Here is a 19,939-nt window from a genome sequence, read left to right on the forward strand (position 1 = left end):
ATCGCTGGTGCTCGTGAGCGGTGCGGGCTATGGCGCGAGCGGCACTGTCGGAGTGCCAGGTGGCCCGGGGCCGAAGTGCATAAGGACCAGGGCAGTTTCGTTAACTTGCCACTTGCTGATGTGCTGACCTGCCGGTACTCGACGTCGCGTCAGTACTGGCTCTCGCGTTCTCGTCGGGATCCACAGCGCGACTGCTTCGATTAGCGGATCGTCAGCGGACATCCGGGTCTGTCGGTGTACTGGGACACAACAAACCACGCATCCCGGTTCTTCGGGTGCGGTGCGGCGAACACGTCCAGCGAGACGACGGCGACGCGAGCGAGGAGCGGTCAGCCCACTTCCCTGCGCAGCCAGGTGACCTCTGCGCCTTCCCCTCCGCTGCGGTAGGGCTCGAGTTCCTCGTCCCACGCGGTGCCCAACGCGTAGTCGAGTTCGGCGGCGATGTCGCCACCGGCCTCCATCAGGGCCCGGAGTCGCATCTCCCCCACGACGACGTCGCCGTTCGCGCTGGTGGAACCGTGCCAGAGACCCATGCCGGGGACGTGGCTGTATCGCTCGCCGTCCACGCCTTCGCTGGCATCCTCGGTCACCTCGAATCGCAGCATCGGCCAGGCGCGAAGCGCATTGACCAGTCTGGAGGCGGTGCCGACGGGGCCGACCCAACTCGTGGTGGCGCGCAGAACCCCTTTGGAAGCCGGCTGCGAGGTCCACTTGAGATTGGGTGGGCAGTCGAGGGTTGCGGTCAACGCCCACTCGATATGGGGGCACAACGCGGCGGGCGACGAGTGGATGTAGACAACTCCAGCCGTCGCGTCCGCGAACTGATCCAATGCGCGCACTCCAGCCTCCTGCTTCGACGAGGGACGTCTTCCCCAACGGCCTCAGTCGATGCGTGCAGCACGCTCGGTGGACCAGTGTGCCTTGTGTTGCCCGTGTTGCGCCAGTGATTCGCACATTCGGTGTGTCATGATCGCCGGCCCTCCTCCAGCACCGCGTCGCTCACCTCGGTCCAGAGGGGCTTGGCCCAGTCACCGAAAGGGCGATCCGTCAGCACCACACACGCCAGCCCCGCCGCGGGATCGGTCCACAGGAACGTGCCCGACTGGCCGAAGTGCCCGAAGGTGCGCGGCGAGTTACTCAGGCCCGTCCAGTGCGGGCTCTTGTGGGAGCGGAGCTCGAATCCCAGACCCCAGTCGTTGGGGCGCTGAGACCCGTAGCCGGGCAGAATGCCGTCCAGGCCCGGGAATTGCACGGACGTGGCCGCGTCGAACGTCTCCTGCGACAACAGCGCCGGCCGGAGCAACTCGGCGGCGAAGCGTCCGAGGTCGCCGGCCGACGACTCCGCGCCGTGGCCGGCGGGACCGACGAGTGCGGACGCCCCCATCTTCAGCGGCGCGAAGACGGATTCGGCCAGATAGTCGGGAAAGTCGATCGACGTCTCGGCGATGACGAAGTCGGCGAGCACCTCGTAGCCAGCGCTCGAGTAGATCCGCTTACGCCCCGGCGTGGTCTGCGCCCGATTGTCGTCGAAGGCGAGGCCCGACGCGTGCGCCAGGAGGTGACGCACCGTCGAACCCTCAGGGCCTGCGGGCTGGTCGAGTTCGACGGCCCCCTCCTCGGTGGCCACCAGGACTGCGTACGCGCAGAGCAATTTGGTGACCGAGGCGAGCGGGAAGACGCGCTGCTGGTCGCCGTACTCGCCGATCACCCCTTCGTCTCGCGACAGGACGACCGCCGCAGCGTTGTCCACGGGCCATCGGGCAATCTGATCCAGACTCTGCACCCGGTCAGCCTACGAGAGCACCCCGTGGTCTGCTGCGGCGAGCCGTCACCAGTCGGCTTCGGTGTACCGGATGACGCCGCGAATGTTTTTGCCGTCGAGCATGTCCTGATACCCGTCGTTGACCCCTTCGAGGGTGTAGGTGCGGGTGATCATGTCGTCGAGGTTCAACTGCCCCGACTTGTACATGGCCAGCAGGTTCGGGATCTCGACCCGTGCGTTTCCGCCGCCGAAGATGGTGCCCTTCAGGTCCTTCTGCAGCATCGAGAAGAGGAACAGGTTCAACTTGACGTCCATGTCGGTCATCGCGCCCATGGCCGTGACGACACAGGTGCCGAACTTACTGGTGAGCAACAGGGCTTCCTCGACGTATTCGCCGCGCATCTCCCCGACCGTGATGATCGTCTTCTGCGCCATCAACCCGTTCGTGAGGGCGATGATCGGCTCGATGGCGGCCGCGGCGCTCTCGAACGCGTGGGTGGCCCCGAACTTCAGTGCCTGCTCCCGCTTCCACGGAACGGGATCGATGGCGAAGATCTGGCGCGCTCCGGACGCCACCGCACCCTGCAGGGCGCTCATGCCGACGCCGCCGACACCCATGATGACGACGGATTCACCCGGCTTCACCTCCGCCATCCGCGTGGCCGACCCCCACCCGGTGGGAACTCCGCAGCCGACGAGGGCGGCGACGTCGAAGGGAATATCCTTGTCGATCTTCACGACCGAGGTCTCGTGCACGACCATGTAGGGCGAGAACGTGCCGAGGAGACACATCGGAATGACGTTCTCGCCGCGCGCGTGGATGCGGAAGGTGCCGTCACTGATTGCCAACCCGCTCAGGAGCCCCATCCCGAGGTCACAGAGATTCTGGTGTCCCGCCGAGCACGCCGGACAGCGTCCGCAGGCAGGCACGAACGAGAGCACCACATGGTCGCCGACTTCGAGGTCCTTCACCTCCGGCCCGAGCTTGGTGATGACGCCGGACCCTTCGTGGCCGCCCATCACCGGGAAGGATGCCATGGGCATCGAGCCGGTGACGATGTGGTGGTCGGAGTGGCACATGCCGGCGGCTTCCATGCGAATCTGCACCTCACCCGCAACCGGATCGCCGATTTCGATCTCCTCGACCGACCACGGCTCGTTCAGGCCCCACAGGATCGCACCCTTGGTCTTCATGTGACTTCCAACCCTTCATTCATGTCTGCGCATCTGCTGATGTGACGATAGACACAATCAGCCAGAATTGGAACACGTTCTACCGAATCGGGGCCCCAGAATCCGAAACTGTTACCGGGTCACGTCGTGGAGGTGGTGGATCGGATCGTGGACGAAGTACTTAGCCAGCGACTCCACTGTGAACGACGCGCCGTCACTACGCCGCCCGGTCCGGTCGCGTCGCTCGGCTTCGACGGCGTCGAAGCCATCCGCCACGGAGGCCGCCGCCGCAGCCAGCTCCCTCCCCACCACCACCGGGTCCTGTTCGTTGTACCGCTCCGCCACTGCCGTTTCGTCCTGATCCCAGTTGGGGAACACCGGATCCGTCTCGTCCAGCATCGACTGCAGTCGCACGTCGAAGATGCGGAACACGTCACGCACGTGGGCGGCGTACTCGAGCGCCGACCACGTCCCCTCGTCCGGGCGCACAGCCACATCTTGCCGCTCCAGAACCGGCACCCACGCCGCGGCGTTCGCGCGCACGAGATCGGGAATGTCGGTGTACCGGACCTCCGCGGAGTCGAACCCGCAGTCGGGACAAGCTCGTTCGAGCACCCAGGTCCAGTTCTTGGTGTCGGGAGTGATCGCCATGTCCGCCATCGTAGGGTTCGGCGATCACCCTCACCCGATCGCCGCCCTGCGCAGTTCCGTGTACGAGTCGTCGATCGCGGCCGCGAGCCGAGCGACATCGGGCAGCGTCGCCGGGTCGGTGCAAAGCCCGATCCCCATGCTCCCGGCGCACGAGATCGCGGCGATACGGAGGGCGTGGTGCGCGGCCGGCTCCGAAGACGAGAAGAGATGCTCGACCCGGCGCCCGGCCACCCCCACGGGTACGGCCGGGCCTGGAACGTTCGAAATCGACAGGCTGAATTCTCGCGCGCTCCCGGCGAGCCGTTCCACAGCGCTGCCGAGGTGCTTCGTGCGCCCGAGGGCATGGAACAGGTCGTAGAGTTCTTCGGCATCGCCGAGGAGTTTGCGCTCCCTCGTCTCTCGGGCAATCCGGTCGAGCCGTTCGAGCGGGTCGGTCTCCCCCAGCGGTAGATCGATGTTGAGGAACGAGTCCCGATTCCCGAACTCCCCCGCGCTCTCCGTTCGGTGATGGAGGCTGACCGGAACCTGGGCACGAAGTCGCGGAAGCCCCGCCGCGCTTTCGCCGAGCCATCGGCGCACCCCACCGGCGACGATCGCGAGGAGAACGTCGTTGACCGTTGTGTGGTCTGGACGCGACTTCCCGATCGACTTCAGCTCTGCCAGCGGGGCGACCGTGAAGGCCACCTCCCGTGAGACACCGATCGGGTGGTCGAAAGGAGAGCGCGACCCGCGCGAGACGAGTTCCCGCCAGACCGCTCCGGGCATCCGCCGAGCCTCGGCGAACCACGACCGCTTCGCCGCAGCCGAGCGAATGCCCGGTCGCGCCACCTTGCCGGAGTCCGGATACGGGTGCGGATCCCAGAGCACGGCATCGAGGAAGCGGACCGCCGTGATCCCGTCGGCCATCGCATGGTGAATCCGGACCGCGATCGCTTCGCGGCCGTCGCCGAGCGGGCCGATCACGTCGATTGTCCACAACGGTCGGTCATGGTCGAGTCGCTCGGACATCAGCTTGCTGACGGCCCGCCACAAATCTGCCCGCGAGACGCAAGCGGGCTCTGCCAGACGCCGGACATGGTCGCTGATCTCGAAGTCGTCAGCGTCGACCCAGCGCGGCTCCGGTCCCGACGTGTCGACCCGCTGCCTCGCGCGGGGTCGACCGGGAAGTCGCGCCGCTACCGAGGATCTCAGGGCGTCGAGGTCGAGCGGTCCGGTATCCGGCTCGAGGACGATCAACTTCAGCGTATGACCGGTGATTTCCGCCGATTCGAGCGCCAGGATGCGCGCGTCATCGGCGGAGAGCCGATCGGGATCCTCGCTGGCCACTCGTCCGAACCTACCCTCGCGCGCAGTCTGTAGTCCGGCGGTTCACAAACCGCGGTCGATCAAATCGAGGATCTCCTCACTGGTGGCGGCGTGAATCTTGTCGACCGTGTCGGCGTGCGCCTCTTCGGGCGCCGCCACCTCTGCCAGAAGATTTTCCAGCCGCTTCGCGACGGCCGACCGCGCCTCGATGTCGGTGCCGAGCTCGGCGATGGCAGCGCGAAGTCGGTCGACGTCGGACAGGGCGACCGACACCGGATCCGGAACAAGTTCTCCGCGCAGGAATTCGGCGACGGCACGCGGACTGGGGTGATCGAACACCATCGTCGGCGGCAACCGCAGGCCCGTGGCGGCGCCGAGGTAGTTGCGGAGCGCAACGGCGGCCAGCGAGTCGAAACCGAGTTCCTTGAACGCCTGGTCGGCGTCTACCGCGTCAGGAGAGTCGTAGCCGAGGACGGCTGCAGCCCCACCCCGAACCAGATCGAGCATCAGGTGCCGCTGCTCGGGCGTCGACCGATCAGCAAGGCGGTGAGCCCAATCCGAGGTCCCGGACCCGCTGGATCCGGTCGCCGCCGAGTCCGCACCTGCAGCGCGTGGACGCACCTCCCGTATCAGACCACGCAGTGGGGCGGGAACGTACGGAGCGGCCGAACCGAACAGGTCGAACCGAGCGGCCGCCACGGTCGGCACACCGGCGGTCAACGCACTGTCGAAGAGAGCCAGGCCTTCGGCAGCGGTCATCGGAACCATCCCGCTGCGACGGGCACGAGCGAGATCGATCGCACCGAGATTGTCGGTCATGGCACTCGGCGGTGCCCACATGCCCCAGGCGATCGACAGCGCGGGCCGCCCGAAGGCGCTGCGGTGACGGGCGAGCGCGTCGAGGAACATGTTCGCGGCAGCATAGTTCGCTTGCCCAGGCGCCCCGAGGACTCCGGCGAGCGAAGAGAACATGACGAACGCGCGCAGATCGCACGTGGCGGTCAGCCGATGCAGATTCCAGGCCGCGTCGACCTTGGGCCGCAGCACGGCGTCGAGTCGCTCGGGGGTCAGCGAGGACAAGGTGGCATCGTCGATCACTCCGGCCGCGTGGATCACAGCCGTCAGTGGGTGCTCCTCCGGTATTCGGGACAGCAAGTGGGCGACTGCCGATTCGTCGGAGGTATCGCACGCCACGATGCTCACCTCGGCCCCCTGGCCGCTCAGTTCGCTCCGCAGTTGGTCGGAACCCTCGGCGTCGGGCCCGCGCCGACTGGTCACCAACAGGTGCCGGACCCCATGCTCGGCTACCAGGTGGCGAGCGACCAGTGCTCCCACGGTGCCGGTGCCGCCGGTGAGGAGAACGGTACCGCGAGAATCGAAGGGCGAGCGGGGATCGACGGCCGAGCCGGATTCGTCGACGGCGCGAAGACGCCGCAGCCGAGGCGCGAGCAAGGTGTTGTTCCGAGCTGCCAGCTGAGGTTCTCCGCTCGCCACCGCCGCGGCAACGGCGGATTCGGCGTCCGATGCATCGTCGAGGTCGATCAGGACGATCCGGCCCGGGTTCTCGTTCTGCGCGGAGCCGACAAGACCCCACACTGCCGCAGCCTCGAGGTGATCGCCTCGGTCCCGACCGTCCTCGGTGACCATCGCATCACGGGTCACGATCACGAGCGAGATGTCGGCAACCTCGTCGTCGTCGAGCCACGACTGCAGCAGACGCAGCACCCGAGCACACAGCGCATGGGTCGCTTCCGGCCCGCCTCCGCCCTCGGTGCCACACCCGACGAGCACCGTCCACGGACGTCGGTCGTCTCCGTCGGGCAGCGACTCCCGTGCGGCCCGCAATGCCGCCATATCGGGATAATTCGGCAAGGTGGAACCGATCCCGTCGCCGCCCAATCCCTCTGCGCCGAGGATGACCGCCGGGCCGAGGGCCGGCTCGGACGCTCCGCCCTCGACCGGAATCCATGTAAGCCGGTGCAGCGGCAGGCCTGCCGAGCGGCCCGCTCCTTCCCCGCCGACCGCTCGCGGCACCACCTTCAGCGCATCGATGGTCAACACAGGCGAACCCTCGGGGTCCGCAGTGACGATGCGGTATCGCCCGTCCTCGGTCGTCGAGAAACGTACCGATACTGCCTCCGCACCGACGGTGTGCAGACGGATTCCCGACCATGTGAGTGGCCAGCCGTCCCCTTCGAGGAGGGGCTCGAGCGCTGCCTGCAGCAGCTCCGGATGGATGCCGAAGCCGCTGGTGTCGACGCCTTCACCGAGGCGAACTTCGCCATCGTCGTCCGCGGAAACGTGCTGCCGTACTTCGGATTCGGAGCTGACGACGTCGTCGATGGTCGCCGACGCGTTCCGAACCCAGGTGTCTGCGCTGCCGGCCTCACCCACGTTCGACGAAATGGTGACGGTGCGGCCGCCGGTGTCGTTGTTCGGCGACACCAACACGCGAAGTGAGGCCAGCCCCGACTCCGGAAGGGTCAGTGGGTGGTGCAGCGTGAGTTCGTCGATATGGTCCAGACCGACGTGGTGGGCTACGTGCAACGTGAGCTCGACCAGCACTGCGGGCATTACCGTGTGCGAATCGTCGGCCGTCGATGGGCTACCGTCATCGGCCGGCGGCGGCACGAGCCATGAATCCCGGTGCAGCGAAAGCTGTCCGGTGAACAACGTCTCATCGTCGTCGAGTGTCACCGCCGCGCCGAGCAGTGGATGATCCGCCGGACTCAGCCCCAGCTCCGTCGGATCGCCGGCGTTACGCGCGGCCGCGGACGGCCAGAAGGAGCGGCGCTGAAATGCGTAGGTGGGCAGAGGTACCCGGCTACGACCCGACATCACCCGCTCCCAGTCGACCGAGACACCCGACACATAGGCCGCCGCGACGACTTCCATGATTTCGTGCGCCTCGTCGCCGCGTCCGGGCAGTGCGGCGAATGCAGTCGGGACGACCTCCGCGGCGTTCGCGGCCAAGGCTGCGCCGGGACCTACTTCGACGAGTCGGGTGACGCCCAGATCGTCCAGGGCCACAATGCCGTCGGCGAACAGCACAGGTTGGCGGATGTGCTGCGCCCAGTATCTCGGTGACGTGAGCTCCTCGGCGGAGGCGATCCGCCCGGTCACGTTGGAGACGACCGGAATTTTCGGTGGCTGCGCGGTCAGCCTCGACACGACCGAGACGAACTGGTCGAGGATGGGTTCCATCAGGGTCGAATGGAAGGCTCGCTCTACCCGCAAGCTCGTCGTCTTCATGCCCGCGGCGGACAGCTCGGTTGCGGCGGCGTCGATGTCGTGCTCGCTGCCCGCGAGCACCACCGACTCGGAACCGTTCACGGCCGCGAGATCGACCCGGCCGTCGAGCTGGGCCACGACGTCGTCCGCGCGTGCCCGTACCGCGATCATCCGGCCCGGACGGGTGGACTGCATCAACCGTCCGCGCTCACCCACCAGGGCGGCGGCATCGGGCAGGCTGAACACTCCCGCGACGTGTGCTGCGGTGATCTCGCCGATCGAATGACCGATCAGGTAGTCAGGGGTGATGCCCCAGTCCCGCAGCAACCGGGAGAGCGCGACCTCCACCGCGAACAGCGCCGGTTGGGTGTATTCGGTGCTGTCGAGCTTTGCGGCGCCACCGTCAGCTTCGTCCCACATCACCTGCCGGACAGCGCTTTCCACATGCTCATCAAGGGCGGAGCAGACTTCGTCGAGAGCCCTGGCGAACACCGGGTAGGCGCCGTAGAGACCGCGGCCCATCCCGATCCGTTGCGCACCCTGGCCAGTGAACATGAACGCCGTCTTGCCGCGAGAACTCGTCCCGCTGAGGACGTTGCCGCCAGGTCGGCCCAGGGCGATGCGAGCCAAGCCGTCGCGCAGATCGGTCAGCGTTTCCCCGACCACGGCGGCGCGGTGGGAGAAACCGGATCGAGTGGTGGCCAGCGAGTAGGCGAGGTCGGCGGGATCCGGGAGTTCCGCGTCGTCGCGATCGAGGAAGACGGTCAACCGTGTGGCCTGCGCGCGCAATGCCTCCCCGGTCTTTCCGGAGATCACCCAGACCAACGGCGATGCCGACGGGGGCGAGACCTTCGGCGTGGCCGAGCCGGCCGGCTGCTCCAGGATCATGTGTGCATTGGTGCCGCTGATGCCGAACGACGAAACCCCGACCCGGCGGGGGTGTCCCGTCTCCGGCCAGGCAACCGATTCGCCCAGCAGAGAGACCTCACCCGCCGTCCAATCGACGTGCCGCGTCGGGGCATCACCGTGCAAACTCGGGGGCAACACCCCGTGCCGCATGGCCATCACCATCTTGATCACACCGGCCACGCCCGCCGCCGCCTGAGAATGGCCGATGTTCGACTTGACCGAACCGAGCCACAGCGGCCGTCCGTCCCGCTCCTGCCCGTACGCAGCCAGCAGTGCCTGCGCTTCGATCGGGTCACCGAGCGTCGTGCCGGTGCCGTGTGCTTCCACGGCGTCGACGTCGGCGGGGCCGACCCCGGCATTGGCCAGCGCTTGGCGGATCACCCGCTCCTGCGACGGCCCGTTCGGTGCGGTCAATCCATTGGAGGCACCGTCCTGGTTGACCGCCGATCCGCGGACGATCGCCAATACCTGGTGACCGTTGCGTTCTGCGTCGCTGAGCCGCTCGAGCACCACCATCCCCGAGCCTTCACTGAGCCCTGTGCCATCGGCCCTATCCGAAAACGGTTTACACCGCCCGTCCGCGGCGAGCCCGCGCTGGCGGCTGAACTCGATGAGAACACCGGGCGTAGCCATCAGCGTCGCTCCACCGGCCAGCGCGAGGGTGCATTCGCCGTCGCGCAGCGCCCGCGCCGCGAGATGCATGGCCACCAGCGACGACGAGCAGGCCGTGTCGACGGTGACTGCGGGACCGGTGAATCCGAGAGAGTACGAGATCCGACCGGAGGCCACGCTGTTGCTGGTCCCGGTCATCAGATAGCCCTCGGCATCTACATTGCGTTGGCTCATCAGGTGGAACCCGTAGTCACCGCCCATCATCCCCACGTACACGCCGGTGTCGGTGAGGTCGGGGGAATCGGGCCGTATCCCCGCCGCTTCCAACGCTTCCCAGGCACACTCGAGCAGCAGGCGGTGCTGGGGGTCCATCGCGACGGCTTCGCGCGGACTGATTCCGAAGAATGCGGCGTCGAATTCGTCTCCGTCGTACAGGAACCCTCCTTCACTCATGTACGTTGTGCCGCTGCGGTCCGGGTCCGGGTCGTACACCTCGTCGAGATTCCAGCCTCGATTGTCGGGATACGCCCCCACCGCGTCGTGGCCGTCGCGGACGAGCCGCCACAAGTCGTCCGGGCCGTACACCTTCCCCGGATATCTACACGCCATTCCGACAATGACAATCGGGTCGTCGTCTCTGCGGGTTCGCGCTTTCTGGGTCGGTTGCGGAGCAGCAGAACTGCCGAGAAGTCGCGCGACCAACTCCTGAGTCAGCGCGTCAGCAGTGGGATGGTCGAAAACGACTGTCGCCGCGAGCCGCACGCCGGTGGCAGTCGTCAGTTGATTCCGCAGTTGCACGGCGGTCAGCGAGTCGAAACCGAGTTGCTTGAACGCCCGTTCCGGGTCGATCGCCTCCTTCCCCTCGTGCCCAAGTACGGCCGCAACGTGGGTGGTGACGATGTCCAGCACCCGGCCGTGCCGCTCTGCGGGACCGAGTGCGCGCAACTCGTCGGCCAGGCCCGTCGGCGCGTCGGCGGCGGCAGCGCGGCGGTGGCGGATACCCAGCACGCGGCGCAGGATGGGCGGCACCGACTCACCGTCGGACTTCGAGGAACGCGCCGACAACCGTATCGGCACGATCAACGGACGATTGACGGCAAGCGCCGCGTCGAACAGCGCAAGCCCCGACTCCGGGCTGAGGGTGTCGATGCCCGTGCGCTGCAACCGGTCGAGGTCGGCCGCATTGAGATGCGACGTCATCCCGCTCGGGCGGTCCCACAATCCCCAGGCCATGGAGATCGCCGGCAGTCCGCGGAGGCGGCGGTGCTGCGCGAGTGCGTCGAGAAAAACATTCGCCGCTGCATAATTCGCTTGGCCGGCGCCACCGAGCACACCCGCCGCAGAGGAAAACAGCACGAATGCCGACAACTCGCGGTCGCGGGTGAGTTCGTGCAAATGCCAGGCACCGTCCACCTTGGGACGCAGAACGGCGTGCAATTGCTGCGGGGTCACGGCAGCGGCGGTGGCATCCTCGAGCACACCGGCAGCGTGGATGACGCCCGACAGGTCGGGAATGTCGGCGAGCATGTCCGCCACAGCTGCGCGGTCGGCCACGTCGCAGGCGACCGCACGGATCTCGACACCCGGCTCGGCAACCTCCTCTCGCAGTCGGGCCGCACTCTCGGCATCGAGTACGTTCCGGCCCGTGAGCACCAGCCGGCGGACCCCGTACCGCGCCACGAGGTGGCGCGCGATCAGTCTGCCGATAGTCCCGGTCCCACCTGTGATCACGACCGTGCCGGCCGGACCGAAGGGTGCCGGTCCCGCGTCGGGCGCCGCGGCGGCGGGCGCTGCGGCGACGAGCATGGGTGCCAGTAGAACCCCTTCGCGGATGGCGAGCTGAGGTTCGTTGCATCCCAGCGCCATGGACAACAGCGTGGGATCGGACAGGTCGCCGGGCTGCATGTCCAGGTCGACCAGGGTGATGCGGTCCGGATGCTCGTGTTGCACCGCCCCGATCAGTCCCCACGCGGGCGCGGCAGAGATGTTGTCGATCGGATCGTCGTCGCGGACGGCTACCGCGAGCCGGGTCGTGACCAGTAGGTGGGTCTCGGCGAGGCGCTCGTCCCGGAGCCAGGACTGGACCGCCCGGAGCGTCGACTCGGCGACGGCGTGCGCCCGCGTCGGCACGTCCGACTGATCACCCGGTTCGCCGGCCAGCCACAGCACGCGGCCGTCGGGATCGGCTCCGGAAAGCGCCTCCGCGAGGGGCAGCAGCTCGGCCGGGGCCGCAGCGGATGCCCCGACGGGCATCCACTCCACGCGGTAGAGGCTTTCGCCGGCCCCGGCGGGTGACACCCCGGTTTCTCCCAGCGGCCGGAGCGCCAACGAGTCCGCGGTCAGCACCGACTTGCCGGCGGAGTCGTACGCCGATACCCGATATCGCTCGGGCCCGATGGTGGTGATGTGCACGCGCAAGGCGGTTGCGCCTACCGCGTGCAATTGCACTGTCCCCCAGGCGAACGGCAGCCGGACGTCGCGTGCGCCGGTGTCTGCGACTCCGAACGCGATAACGTGCAGCGCGGCGTCGAGCACGGCCGGATGAATTCCGTATCCCGCCACCGCCGCAGCCGGGTCCTCTCCGCCCAGCCGCACCTCGCCGAACAGCTCGTCACCGCGGCGCCACGCTGCGCGCAACCCCCGGAACATCGGGCCGTACCCGTAGCCGGCGTCGTCGAGCACCTCGTACAGCCCTCTGACGTCGATCGGTGTGACATCAGCCGGCGGCCACTCTTCGGGGGAGTCGGCGCTGTCCACGTCTGCGGTGAGCACGCCGGTGGCATGCCGGGTCCACGGAGCATCCCCCGACGCATCCGCGGGTCGAGAATGCACCGACACCGTCGAATGGCCGGCCTCGCCGTCGGCGAGCACGCTCACCTGCACGGCCACCTCACCGTCGCCGGGGATCATCAAGGGCGCCTCGATGGTGAGTTCTTCGAGCCGTCCGCACGCGACGCGGCTTCCTGCGTGCAGGGCGAGCTCTACGAAAGCCGTGCCCGGCAGGATGACCGTGCCGTTCACCGCGTGATCACTCAGCCACGGAACACGGTGCGGCGACAGCACTCCCGTGAACACAGCGCCACGACCGTCGCCGAGTTCGACCGACGCACCGAGCATCGGGTGTCCCCCGGTCTCCATGCCCGCCGATGCGACGTCGCCTTGCGGCACCGAACTTTCCAGCCAGTAGCGGCGGTGGTGAAATGCGTACGTGGGCAGGTCGACCCACTGCTGCCGATCGTCGCGGTGAGCCCACCGCACCCGGTCCCACTCGACGTGCACTCCGTGTACCTGGGCTTCGGCGAGTGCGGCGGTGAACTGGCGTAGGCCTGCATTGTCGCGTCTCAGGGTGCCGATGGCTCGTCCGGCGACGCCCGCCGCCTCGAGCGTTTCCTGCAACGGCACGGTCAGGACAGGGTGGCCACACGACTCCACGAAGAATCGATATCCCTCTGCCACAAGGGCTCTCGTCGCCTGTTCGAATCGAACCGTGCGGCGCAGATTCCGGTACCAGTAGTCCGCGTCGAGCGCGCTGCCGTCCAACGCACCACCTGACACCGACGAGTAGAACGGAATCTGTGACCGGTGCGGCTCGATCGAGGCCAGGGCGTCGAGAATCGGTTGGCGCAGCACCGAAACGTCGGCGCAATGGGAGGCGTATTCCACCGCGATCCGCCTCGCTTGGACGCCGTCGCCCTGCACCTGCTCGACGAGGATGTCGAGGGCATCGACGGGACCCGAGACCACCGTCGCCGACGGACCGTTGATCGCCGCAACCTCGATGGCACCGGACCAGGATTGGATCTTCTCCCGCACGATGTCGTGCGGCAATGCCAGCGAGGCCATTCCACCGCCACGCCGGGCCGATGCGGCGATCACCTTGCTGCGCGCCGCGACGACCAACGCCGCGTCGGAAAGGCTCAGTGCGCCGGCGACGTAGGCGGCCGCGATCTCGCCCTGCGAGTGACCGACCACCGCCGCCGGGTCGACGCCGTGTGCACGCCACAACTGCGCGAGACCGACCATCATCGCGAACAGCGCCGGCTGCACGATATCGACCCGGTCCAGTGAGGCCGGATCTCGATCCCGCAGTACCTCGAGCAGCGAGAAGTCCGTGAAGGGGGCAAGCGCGTCGGCACACTCCTGCACACTGTCGGCGAAGATTGGCGAAGAATCCAGTAGCTCCGTGGCCATCCCCACCCACTGCGAGCCCTGCCCGGGAAAGACGAACACCGGCCGGTCCCCGGCTTCCAAGGCCACGCCACTGACCACGTGAGGGCTGGGCACGCCTCGGCTGAGCGCGTCGAGGCCGGCCAGCAGCACCCGCGGCTCCGCCCCGATCACCGCGGCCCGGTAGTCGAAGGTGGCACGTGAGCCGAGCAGTGCGCCGGCTACCGCGGCAGGCGTCAGTTCGGGATGGTCTGCGGCGTAGTCGCGCAACTTCGCGGCCTGGGTGCGCAACACGGGTTCGGTGTGCCCGGACACGCACCACGCCACGACTTCGTCTGCCGGAGAAGGCGATCCGGTGGTCACCGGCTCGAACGTCGGGGGCTGCTCGAGAATGACATGGGCGTTGGTGCCGCTGATGCCGAACGACGACACCGCTGCCCGGCGGGGCCGATCGACCTCGGGCCACTTCCGTTGCTCGGTGAGTAGCGACACCGCACCGGCTGACCAGTCGACGTGCGGGGTCGGCCGGTCGACGTGCAGCGTCTGCGGGAGAACCCCGTGCTGCATCGCCATGATCATCTTGATCACGCCGGCAACGCCGGCGGCGGCCTGGGTGTGTCCGAGATTGGACTTCACCGAGCCCAGCCACAGCGGCTGGTCGACGGGACGATTCCGGCCGTAGCCGGCCAGCAGGGCCGATGCCTCGATCGGATCGCCCAGCTTCGTGCCGGTTCCGTGCGCCTCGACCGCGTCGACGTCGGCCGGTCCCAGCCCCGCGTTGGACAGTGCCTGCCCTATCACCCGCTCCTGGGCCTGCCGGTTCGGAGCGGTCAGGCCGTTGCTCGCGCCATCCTGGTTCACCGCACTGCCGCGGATGACGGCCAGGATCCGGCGACCATTGCGCTCTGCGTCGGAAACACGTTCCAACGCCACTATCCCCGCGCCTTCACCCCACGCCGTGCCGTCTGCCGCGGCGGAGAACGCCTTGCACCGCCCGTCGCGAGCCAGTCCGCGCTGGCGACTGAACTCGACGAACACCGCGGGGGTCGACATCACGGTCGCGCCGCCCGCCAGAGCCAGTTCGCACTCACCGCTGCGCAGCGCTTGCATGGCGAGGTGGATGGAGACCAGCGACGAAGAGCAGGCGGTGTCGACCGTGATCGCCGGTCCGCTGAGGCCGAAGCTGTATGCCACCCGGCCGGAGGCAACGCTCATGGCGTTGCCGGTGATGAAGTACCCCTCGAGGTCCTCGGGCGGCATGCCGCCCGCCCGCGCTGCGTAGTCGATTCCCGACAACCCGGTGAAGACGCCGACCTGGCGACCGTGCATGGACCGCGGATCGATGCCGGCATGTTCGAACGTTTCCCAGCTCGTTTCGAGGAGAAGTCGCTGCTGCGGGTCCATGGCCAGCGCTTCGCGGGGCGAGATGCCGAAGACCTCCGGGTCGAAGCCCGCGGGATCGTCGAGAAAGCTGCCCTGCACCGTGTACGTCTTGCCGGCCTGCTCGGCTTTCGGATCGTAGAGATCCGCCAGCTCCCAGCCGCGGTCCTCGGGGAACTCGGTGACGGTATCGGAACCCGATTCCACCAGCCGCCACAAATCCTGCGGTGACCGCACCCCGCCAGGGAACCGGCAACCCATTCCGATGACGGCGATCGGTTCGCGACTGACCCCCTCGGCCTCGCGCAACTTCGCCCGCGCCTGATAGAGCTCTGCGGTGACCCGCTTCAAATAGTCGAGGAGTTTCGCCTGATCGGCCATCCGAGATCAGCTCCAATCCGAGAGCCCCCCCGTCCAGCGCAGAAACCCGATTCTATCCGCGACCACGGCTCGGACGCAGGAGATCGGCTCATCGCCGTGGCAGGGAATTCCGGACGCCGGTCACGAATTCCGCGCCGCAGTGAAAGGGGTGGGGCGGGCGGGGCTCGAACCCGCGACCAATGGATTATGAGTCCACGGCTCTAACCGACTGAGCTACCGCCCCATCGCCGCGGCATGTCCGGACTGCGGCGAGCCGATGTTACCGTGCCGCGGCCGTGAGGTGGCACGCGGGATGCAGAGCGAATCTCGGGGCTTCCGCGGCGTCGCGTCCTTGTCGCCTTGGGCTTTCGAGACGCCCCGCTTCGGCTGCCGGTCGTGGCGCTGGGTGTGTGGGATGACGCGGTCGCGGGTACCTCTGCTGTCAGCCGTCGTCGCTACGTGATCGCGGTTCGTGAAGGGAGCAATGTGAGCACTCAGAATCCAGGACCGGACCCGGATGATGCACCCACACTCGACGAGGGCGGCGGTGTTCCCGCGGGGGATACACCACCCGACGCGGGGCAGACCTCTGGCTTGTCCCATCCTCAACCGATGCCGGGACGCAGTCTGCCGGTGCTCACTTTCGTGCTGGTCGGCCTACTCATCCTGGGGATCGGGGCCTTTTTCGTCGCGCGCGTGTTCGCGCTGTTCGACTGAGGTAACTGTCGACTGCCCTGGGTCGATCGGTCTCTCGTCGGCGACGAGTTCGTAACGTCGCCCGTAGGTTTCGACCAGCGCTTGGATCGCCGCTACCACGGGAACGGAGATCAGTGCCCCGACCGCGCCGAACAGCGACGCGCCGACGATGACCGATCCGAACGCGACCGCAGGGTGGATCGACACCGTCCGCGACGTGATTCGCGGGTGAAGGATGTAGTTCTCGACTTGCTGATAGACCGTTCCGAACACCACTACCCACACGCCGTCGATCGGCTGGGCCGCCGCCGCGATGACCGCGGGCAGGGCAATGGCGAGATATGTGCCCAGGGTGGGGACGAATTGTGAGACGACCCCGGTCCACAGCGCGAGCGGCAGCCAATAGGGGACGCCGATGATCACGAGGAAGATTCCGGTGGCGACTGCACTCACCGCGGCGAGGATCAGCCGCGACACCATGTATCCGCCGGTCTTCTCGACGGAGATTGCCCAGACGGTGGAGATGACGCGCTGTTGCCGTGCCGGGAACCAGCTCGAGATCGTCCGGCGGAGGGTGGGTCCCTGCGCGGACATGTAGAACACGAACAACAGCAGCGTCAGCATCTGGAACACGACGCCGAGTAGCGACGACAAGACGCCCAGAACCCCTGGGGTGAAACGCTGCGCCAGGTCGCGGATGGTGTCGGGGGTGAGATGAATCAAGTCTTCGCCCGTCGCGAAATCGGTGTCGAGAACGCGATTGGACCATTCGGTGACCGAGGACAGCGCGCCGGGCAGTGCCTTCAGCAGCTGGGCCAGCTGCTGGGCGAGCAGCGTCCCGAACAGGGCCAGGAAGGCGATTGCCGCGACGAACAGTGCGAACAGAACCAGTCCGGTGGCGGCGCCCCGGCGAACACCCCGAGAGGCCATCCAATCGACGACCGGCTCGATGGTGATGCTGAACAACCACGCGAGGAACAGCAGTCCCAGGAAGCCTCGCAGGTTGTGGAACAGCCAGCCCGACATCTGGTAGGCGGCCACCGCGAGGAGCACGTAGAAGACGGCCGGTCGCAGCCAGCGTGGGGCGTCGCGCGGACCAATGCCTCCGGCTGACCGGGTCCGCTCCGCCTGGCCGCCGTCCTCGCTCATCGCACACCCCGCGGTCGTTTGCTGCCGATACAGCGGGAATGTACCCGCCTGGCACGCACACCGATCGGGATTGGCCCGGGACAGCAGAAACCCCCGCCCGGAAAGATCCGGGCGGGGGTTTCGTTGCTCCCCCGGCTGGACTCGAACCAGCAACCGTCCGATTAACAGTCGGAAGCTCTGCCAATTGAGCTACAGGGGATTATTCTGCTGTGCTTCGCCGTTCCCGGCGACGCCTGAGAAACTGTAGCGCATAGCCCTACCCCAGTACCAAATCGGCTGCCTGTCGACGTATCAGGCAGGATGGGGACGGTCGATGTGCACCGGGAGGAAGCGGGAATGATGCGGTTGTTGATCGGTATCGCGGCGGGGTACGTGCTGGGTACGCGGGCGGGACGTGCACGCTACGAACAGATCAGCCGGGCAACGAGGGCTGTGGCCACCAGTCCGGCCACCAAGAAGGTGTTGCAGGTGTCGCGGCAGAAGCTGTCCGATTCCCTGAACACGCAGCCCAAACTCGAGCCGATGAAGCCGATCGACGAGGACACCACGGTGTTCGTTCCCCACGAGCAGTTGAAGAACCGGTGAGCGCCGCAGGCGTTCAGCCGGCCATCCCGTCCCTGGTGGTGTCGCCGATCGCCTGATCGAGGAGACTGCGGCGGTACTGCTCCAACGCGACGAGGTCGCCGAGCAGCGAGTGGAATTCGTCCGATTCGGTGGCCGGGGAGATGCGCTGGAGCTTGGACTTCAGCTCGGCCACCTGTTCACCGACCCACACCTCTTGCAGGCGTGCGAGTACGCCCGAAATGTATCGGGGCACTCGATCTTCTTCGGCGGGGAGCGGCTCGACGGCGAGCTCGGAGACGAGCGATGCCGCCGTGATGTCTCCCACTCCCCGGCTGACGGCGTCGACCCACTCGCCTCCGCCGAGGCCTGCACTCGTTCCGCCGGCGGCGATCATCGCTTCGCGGATCATCACGTACGCCGGGTGCGTGAAGGTCTCGACGGGCAGTGAGTCGAACACCGTGCCGGCGATCGACGGGTGCTGCAGCGCGCTCTTCAGCGCCTCCCGCTGCGCCCACAGCGTGGGGTCGTTGGGCCGGGGACGGGACAGGCCCACCGGAAGCTGCGGCGCATCGCTGTCGTCCCTGCCCGCTTTGCGGCGCGGCGGAGCAGGCACCGAACCCCGCGTCGACGCCCGCTTGCGCGCCTCGTCGCGCACCCGCTGACGAACGGCGGCGATATCGTCCCAGCCCACCCAACCGGACAGCTGGACGGCGTAACTGTCACGCAGCGTCGCTTCCTTGATTTGAGCAACCACCGGCACCGTGCGGCGCAGCGCCTCCACACGTCCCTCTGCGGTCTCGAGGTCGTGCTCAGTGAGGATCGACTTGACCACGAATTCGAACATCGGTGTCCGGCGCGCCACCAGATCGCGGACAGCCGCGTCACCGGACTTCTGCCGCAGTTCGCACGGGTCCATACCATCGGGGGCGACGGCCACGAAGGTTTGCCCGGCCATCTTCTGATCGCCCTCGAAAGCCTTCATCGCCGCGGCCTGCCCGGCTGCGTCGCCGTCGAACGTGTAGATGATCTCGCCGCGAAAATAGCTGTCGTCCATCAAAAGACGACGCAGCATGGCGAGGTGGTCCTCACCGAACGCGGTTCCGCAGGCGGCAACGGCCGTCTTCACCCCGGCGAGGTGCATCGCCATCACATCGGTGTAGCCCTCGACCACGACCGCCTGATGCCCTTTGGCGATGTCGCGCTTGGCGAGATCCAGACCGAAGAGCACCTGAGACTTCTTGTACAGCATGGTTTCCGGGGTGTTCACATACTTCCCCGGCATCGTGTCGTCGTCGAAGAGTTTGCGCGCACCGAAGCCGATGACGTCGCCCGACAGGTTGCGGATCGGCCAGAGCAGGCGCCGATGGAAGCGGTCGATGTGGCCGCGGCGGCCGGCCTTCGACAGCCCCGCCGCCTCGAGTTCCTTGACCTCGAAACCCTTGCCCAGCAGATGCTTCGTGAGCACGTCCCAGCCGTCGGGCGCGTAACCGCAACCGAACTGCTGCGCGGCGTGCGCGTCGAAGTTGCGCTCCGTCAGGTAGTCGCGGGCCGCCTGCGCGTCCGGTTCCTGCAGACGCGCGGCATAAAATTCCTGGGCTGCCGCATTGGCCGCCACCAGCCGCGCACGAGTGCCGCGGTCGCGTTGGACGGAGGTGCCGCCACCCTCGTACGAAATCGAGTAGTTCAGCCGATCGGCCAGCTGCTCGACAGCCTCGACGAAACTGATGTGGTCGATCTTCTGCAGGAACGAGTAGACGTCGCCGCCCTCACCACAGCCGAAGCAATGATAGTGCCCATGATTGGGCCGAACATGGAACGACGGCGACTTCTCGTCGTGGAACGGGCACAGGCCCTTCATCGAGTCACCGCCGGCACGCTTGAGGGACACGTACTCCCCCACGATGTCCTCGATGCGGGTGCGCTCGCGAATGGCCGCAACGTCTCGATCAGGGATTCTGCCAGCCACGGCACACAGTCTAG

General features: G+C 67.3%; 10 protein-coding genes and 2 tRNA genes. 2 read left to right on the forward strand and 10 right to left on the reverse strand.

What is annotated here, in order from left to right:
* Positions 1 to 329: 329 nt before the first annotated feature.
* The 7 genes from HYG77_RS03900 to HYG77_RS03930 form a co-directional block, all read right to left on the reverse strand.
* Complete coding sequence (locus tag HYG77_RS03900; RefSeq protein ID WP_109329046.1) at positions 330 to 839, reverse strand: DUF3145 domain-containing protein; 510 nt, start codon at positions 837 to 839, stop codon at positions 330 to 332.
* Between the two features lie 125 nt (positions 840 to 964).
* Positions 965 to 1,783 (reverse strand): serine hydrolase domain-containing protein, encoded by an 819-nt coding sequence (locus tag HYG77_RS03905; RefSeq protein ID WP_208961891.1) that lies wholly within the window; start codon positions 1,781 to 1,783, stop codon positions 965 to 967.
* Between the two features lie 45 nt (positions 1,784 to 1,828).
* Positions 1,829 to 2,956, reverse strand: coding sequence for an NDMA-dependent alcohol dehydrogenase (locus HYG77_RS03910; RefSeq protein WP_109329042.1), 1,128 nt, complete (start codon positions 2,954 to 2,956; stop codon positions 1,829 to 1,831).
* A 111-nt stretch (positions 2,957 to 3,067) separates the two neighbouring features.
* Positions 3,068 to 3,586 carry a DinB family protein gene (locus HYG77_RS03915; protein ID WP_109335014.1) on the reverse strand — a complete coding sequence of 173 codons (519 nt, stop codon included), beginning with the start codon at positions 3,584 to 3,586 and terminating at the stop codon, positions 3,068 to 3,070.
* Positions 3,587 to 3,616: 30 nt separating this feature from the next.
* Complete coding sequence (locus tag HYG77_RS03920; RefSeq protein ID WP_208961892.1) at positions 3,617 to 4,912, reverse strand: wax ester/triacylglycerol synthase domain-containing protein; 1,296 nt, start codon at positions 4,910 to 4,912, stop codon at positions 3,617 to 3,619.
* 42 nt (positions 4,913 to 4,954) lie between these two features.
* Positions 4,955 to 15,571: a type I polyketide synthase gene (locus tag HYG77_RS03925; RefSeq protein WP_208961893.1), complete on the reverse strand. Its 10,617-nt coding sequence runs from the start codon at positions 15,569 to 15,571 to the stop codon at positions 4,955 to 4,957.
* A 149-nt stretch (positions 15,572 to 15,720) separates the two neighbouring features.
* Positions 15,721 to 15,794, reverse strand: a tRNA-Ile gene (locus tag HYG77_RS03930).
* A gap of 242 nt (positions 15,795 to 16,036) precedes the next feature.
* Between HYG77_RS03930 and HYG77_RS39435 the strand changes: the two genes are divergently transcribed.
* Positions 16,037 to 16,267: a DUF6480 family protein gene (locus HYG77_RS39435; protein ID WP_244373455.1), complete on the forward strand. Its 231-nt coding sequence runs from the start codon at positions 16,037 to 16,039 to the stop codon at positions 16,265 to 16,267.
* On the opposite strand, the gene HYG77_RS03935 is transcribed toward HYG77_RS39435, so the two are convergent.
* Together HYG77_RS03935 and HYG77_RS03940 are read right to left on the reverse strand one after the other, a co-directional pair.
* Positions 16,208 to 17,395, reverse strand: coding sequence for an AI-2E family transporter (locus HYG77_RS03935; protein ID WP_208961894.1), 1,188 nt, complete (start codon positions 17,393 to 17,395; stop codon positions 16,208 to 16,210). The genes HYG77_RS39435 and HYG77_RS03935 overlap by 60 nt on opposite strands.
* A 126-nt stretch (positions 17,396 to 17,521) precedes the next feature.
* Positions 17,522 to 17,594 (reverse strand) — tRNA-Asn (locus HYG77_RS03940).
* A gap of 137 nt (positions 17,595 to 17,731) precedes the next feature.
* Between HYG77_RS03940 and HYG77_RS03945 the strand changes: the two genes are divergently transcribed.
* A complete protein-coding gene (locus tag HYG77_RS03945; protein WP_109335012.1) occupies positions 17,732 to 17,980 on the forward strand; it encodes a hypothetical protein in 249 nt (82 codons plus the stop codon).
* Positions 17,981 to 17,993: 13 nt separating this feature from the next.
* Here HYG77_RS03945 and dnaG read toward each other — a convergent pair whose 3' ends face one another.
* On the reverse strand, positions 17,994 to 19,925 hold the full coding sequence (dnaG, locus tag HYG77_RS03950; RefSeq protein WP_109329036.1) for a DNA primase: 1,932 nt from the start codon (positions 19,923 to 19,925) through the stop codon (positions 17,994 to 17,996).
* Positions 19,926 to 19,939: the final 14 nt, after the last annotated feature.

Origin of the sequence: Rhodococcus sp. ZPP (genome assembly GCF_017656075.1) — a bacterium.
GTDB classification, from domain to species: domain Bacteria; phylum Actinomycetota; class Actinomycetes; order Mycobacteriales; family Mycobacteriaceae; genus Rhodococcus_F; species Rhodococcus_F oxybenzonivorans.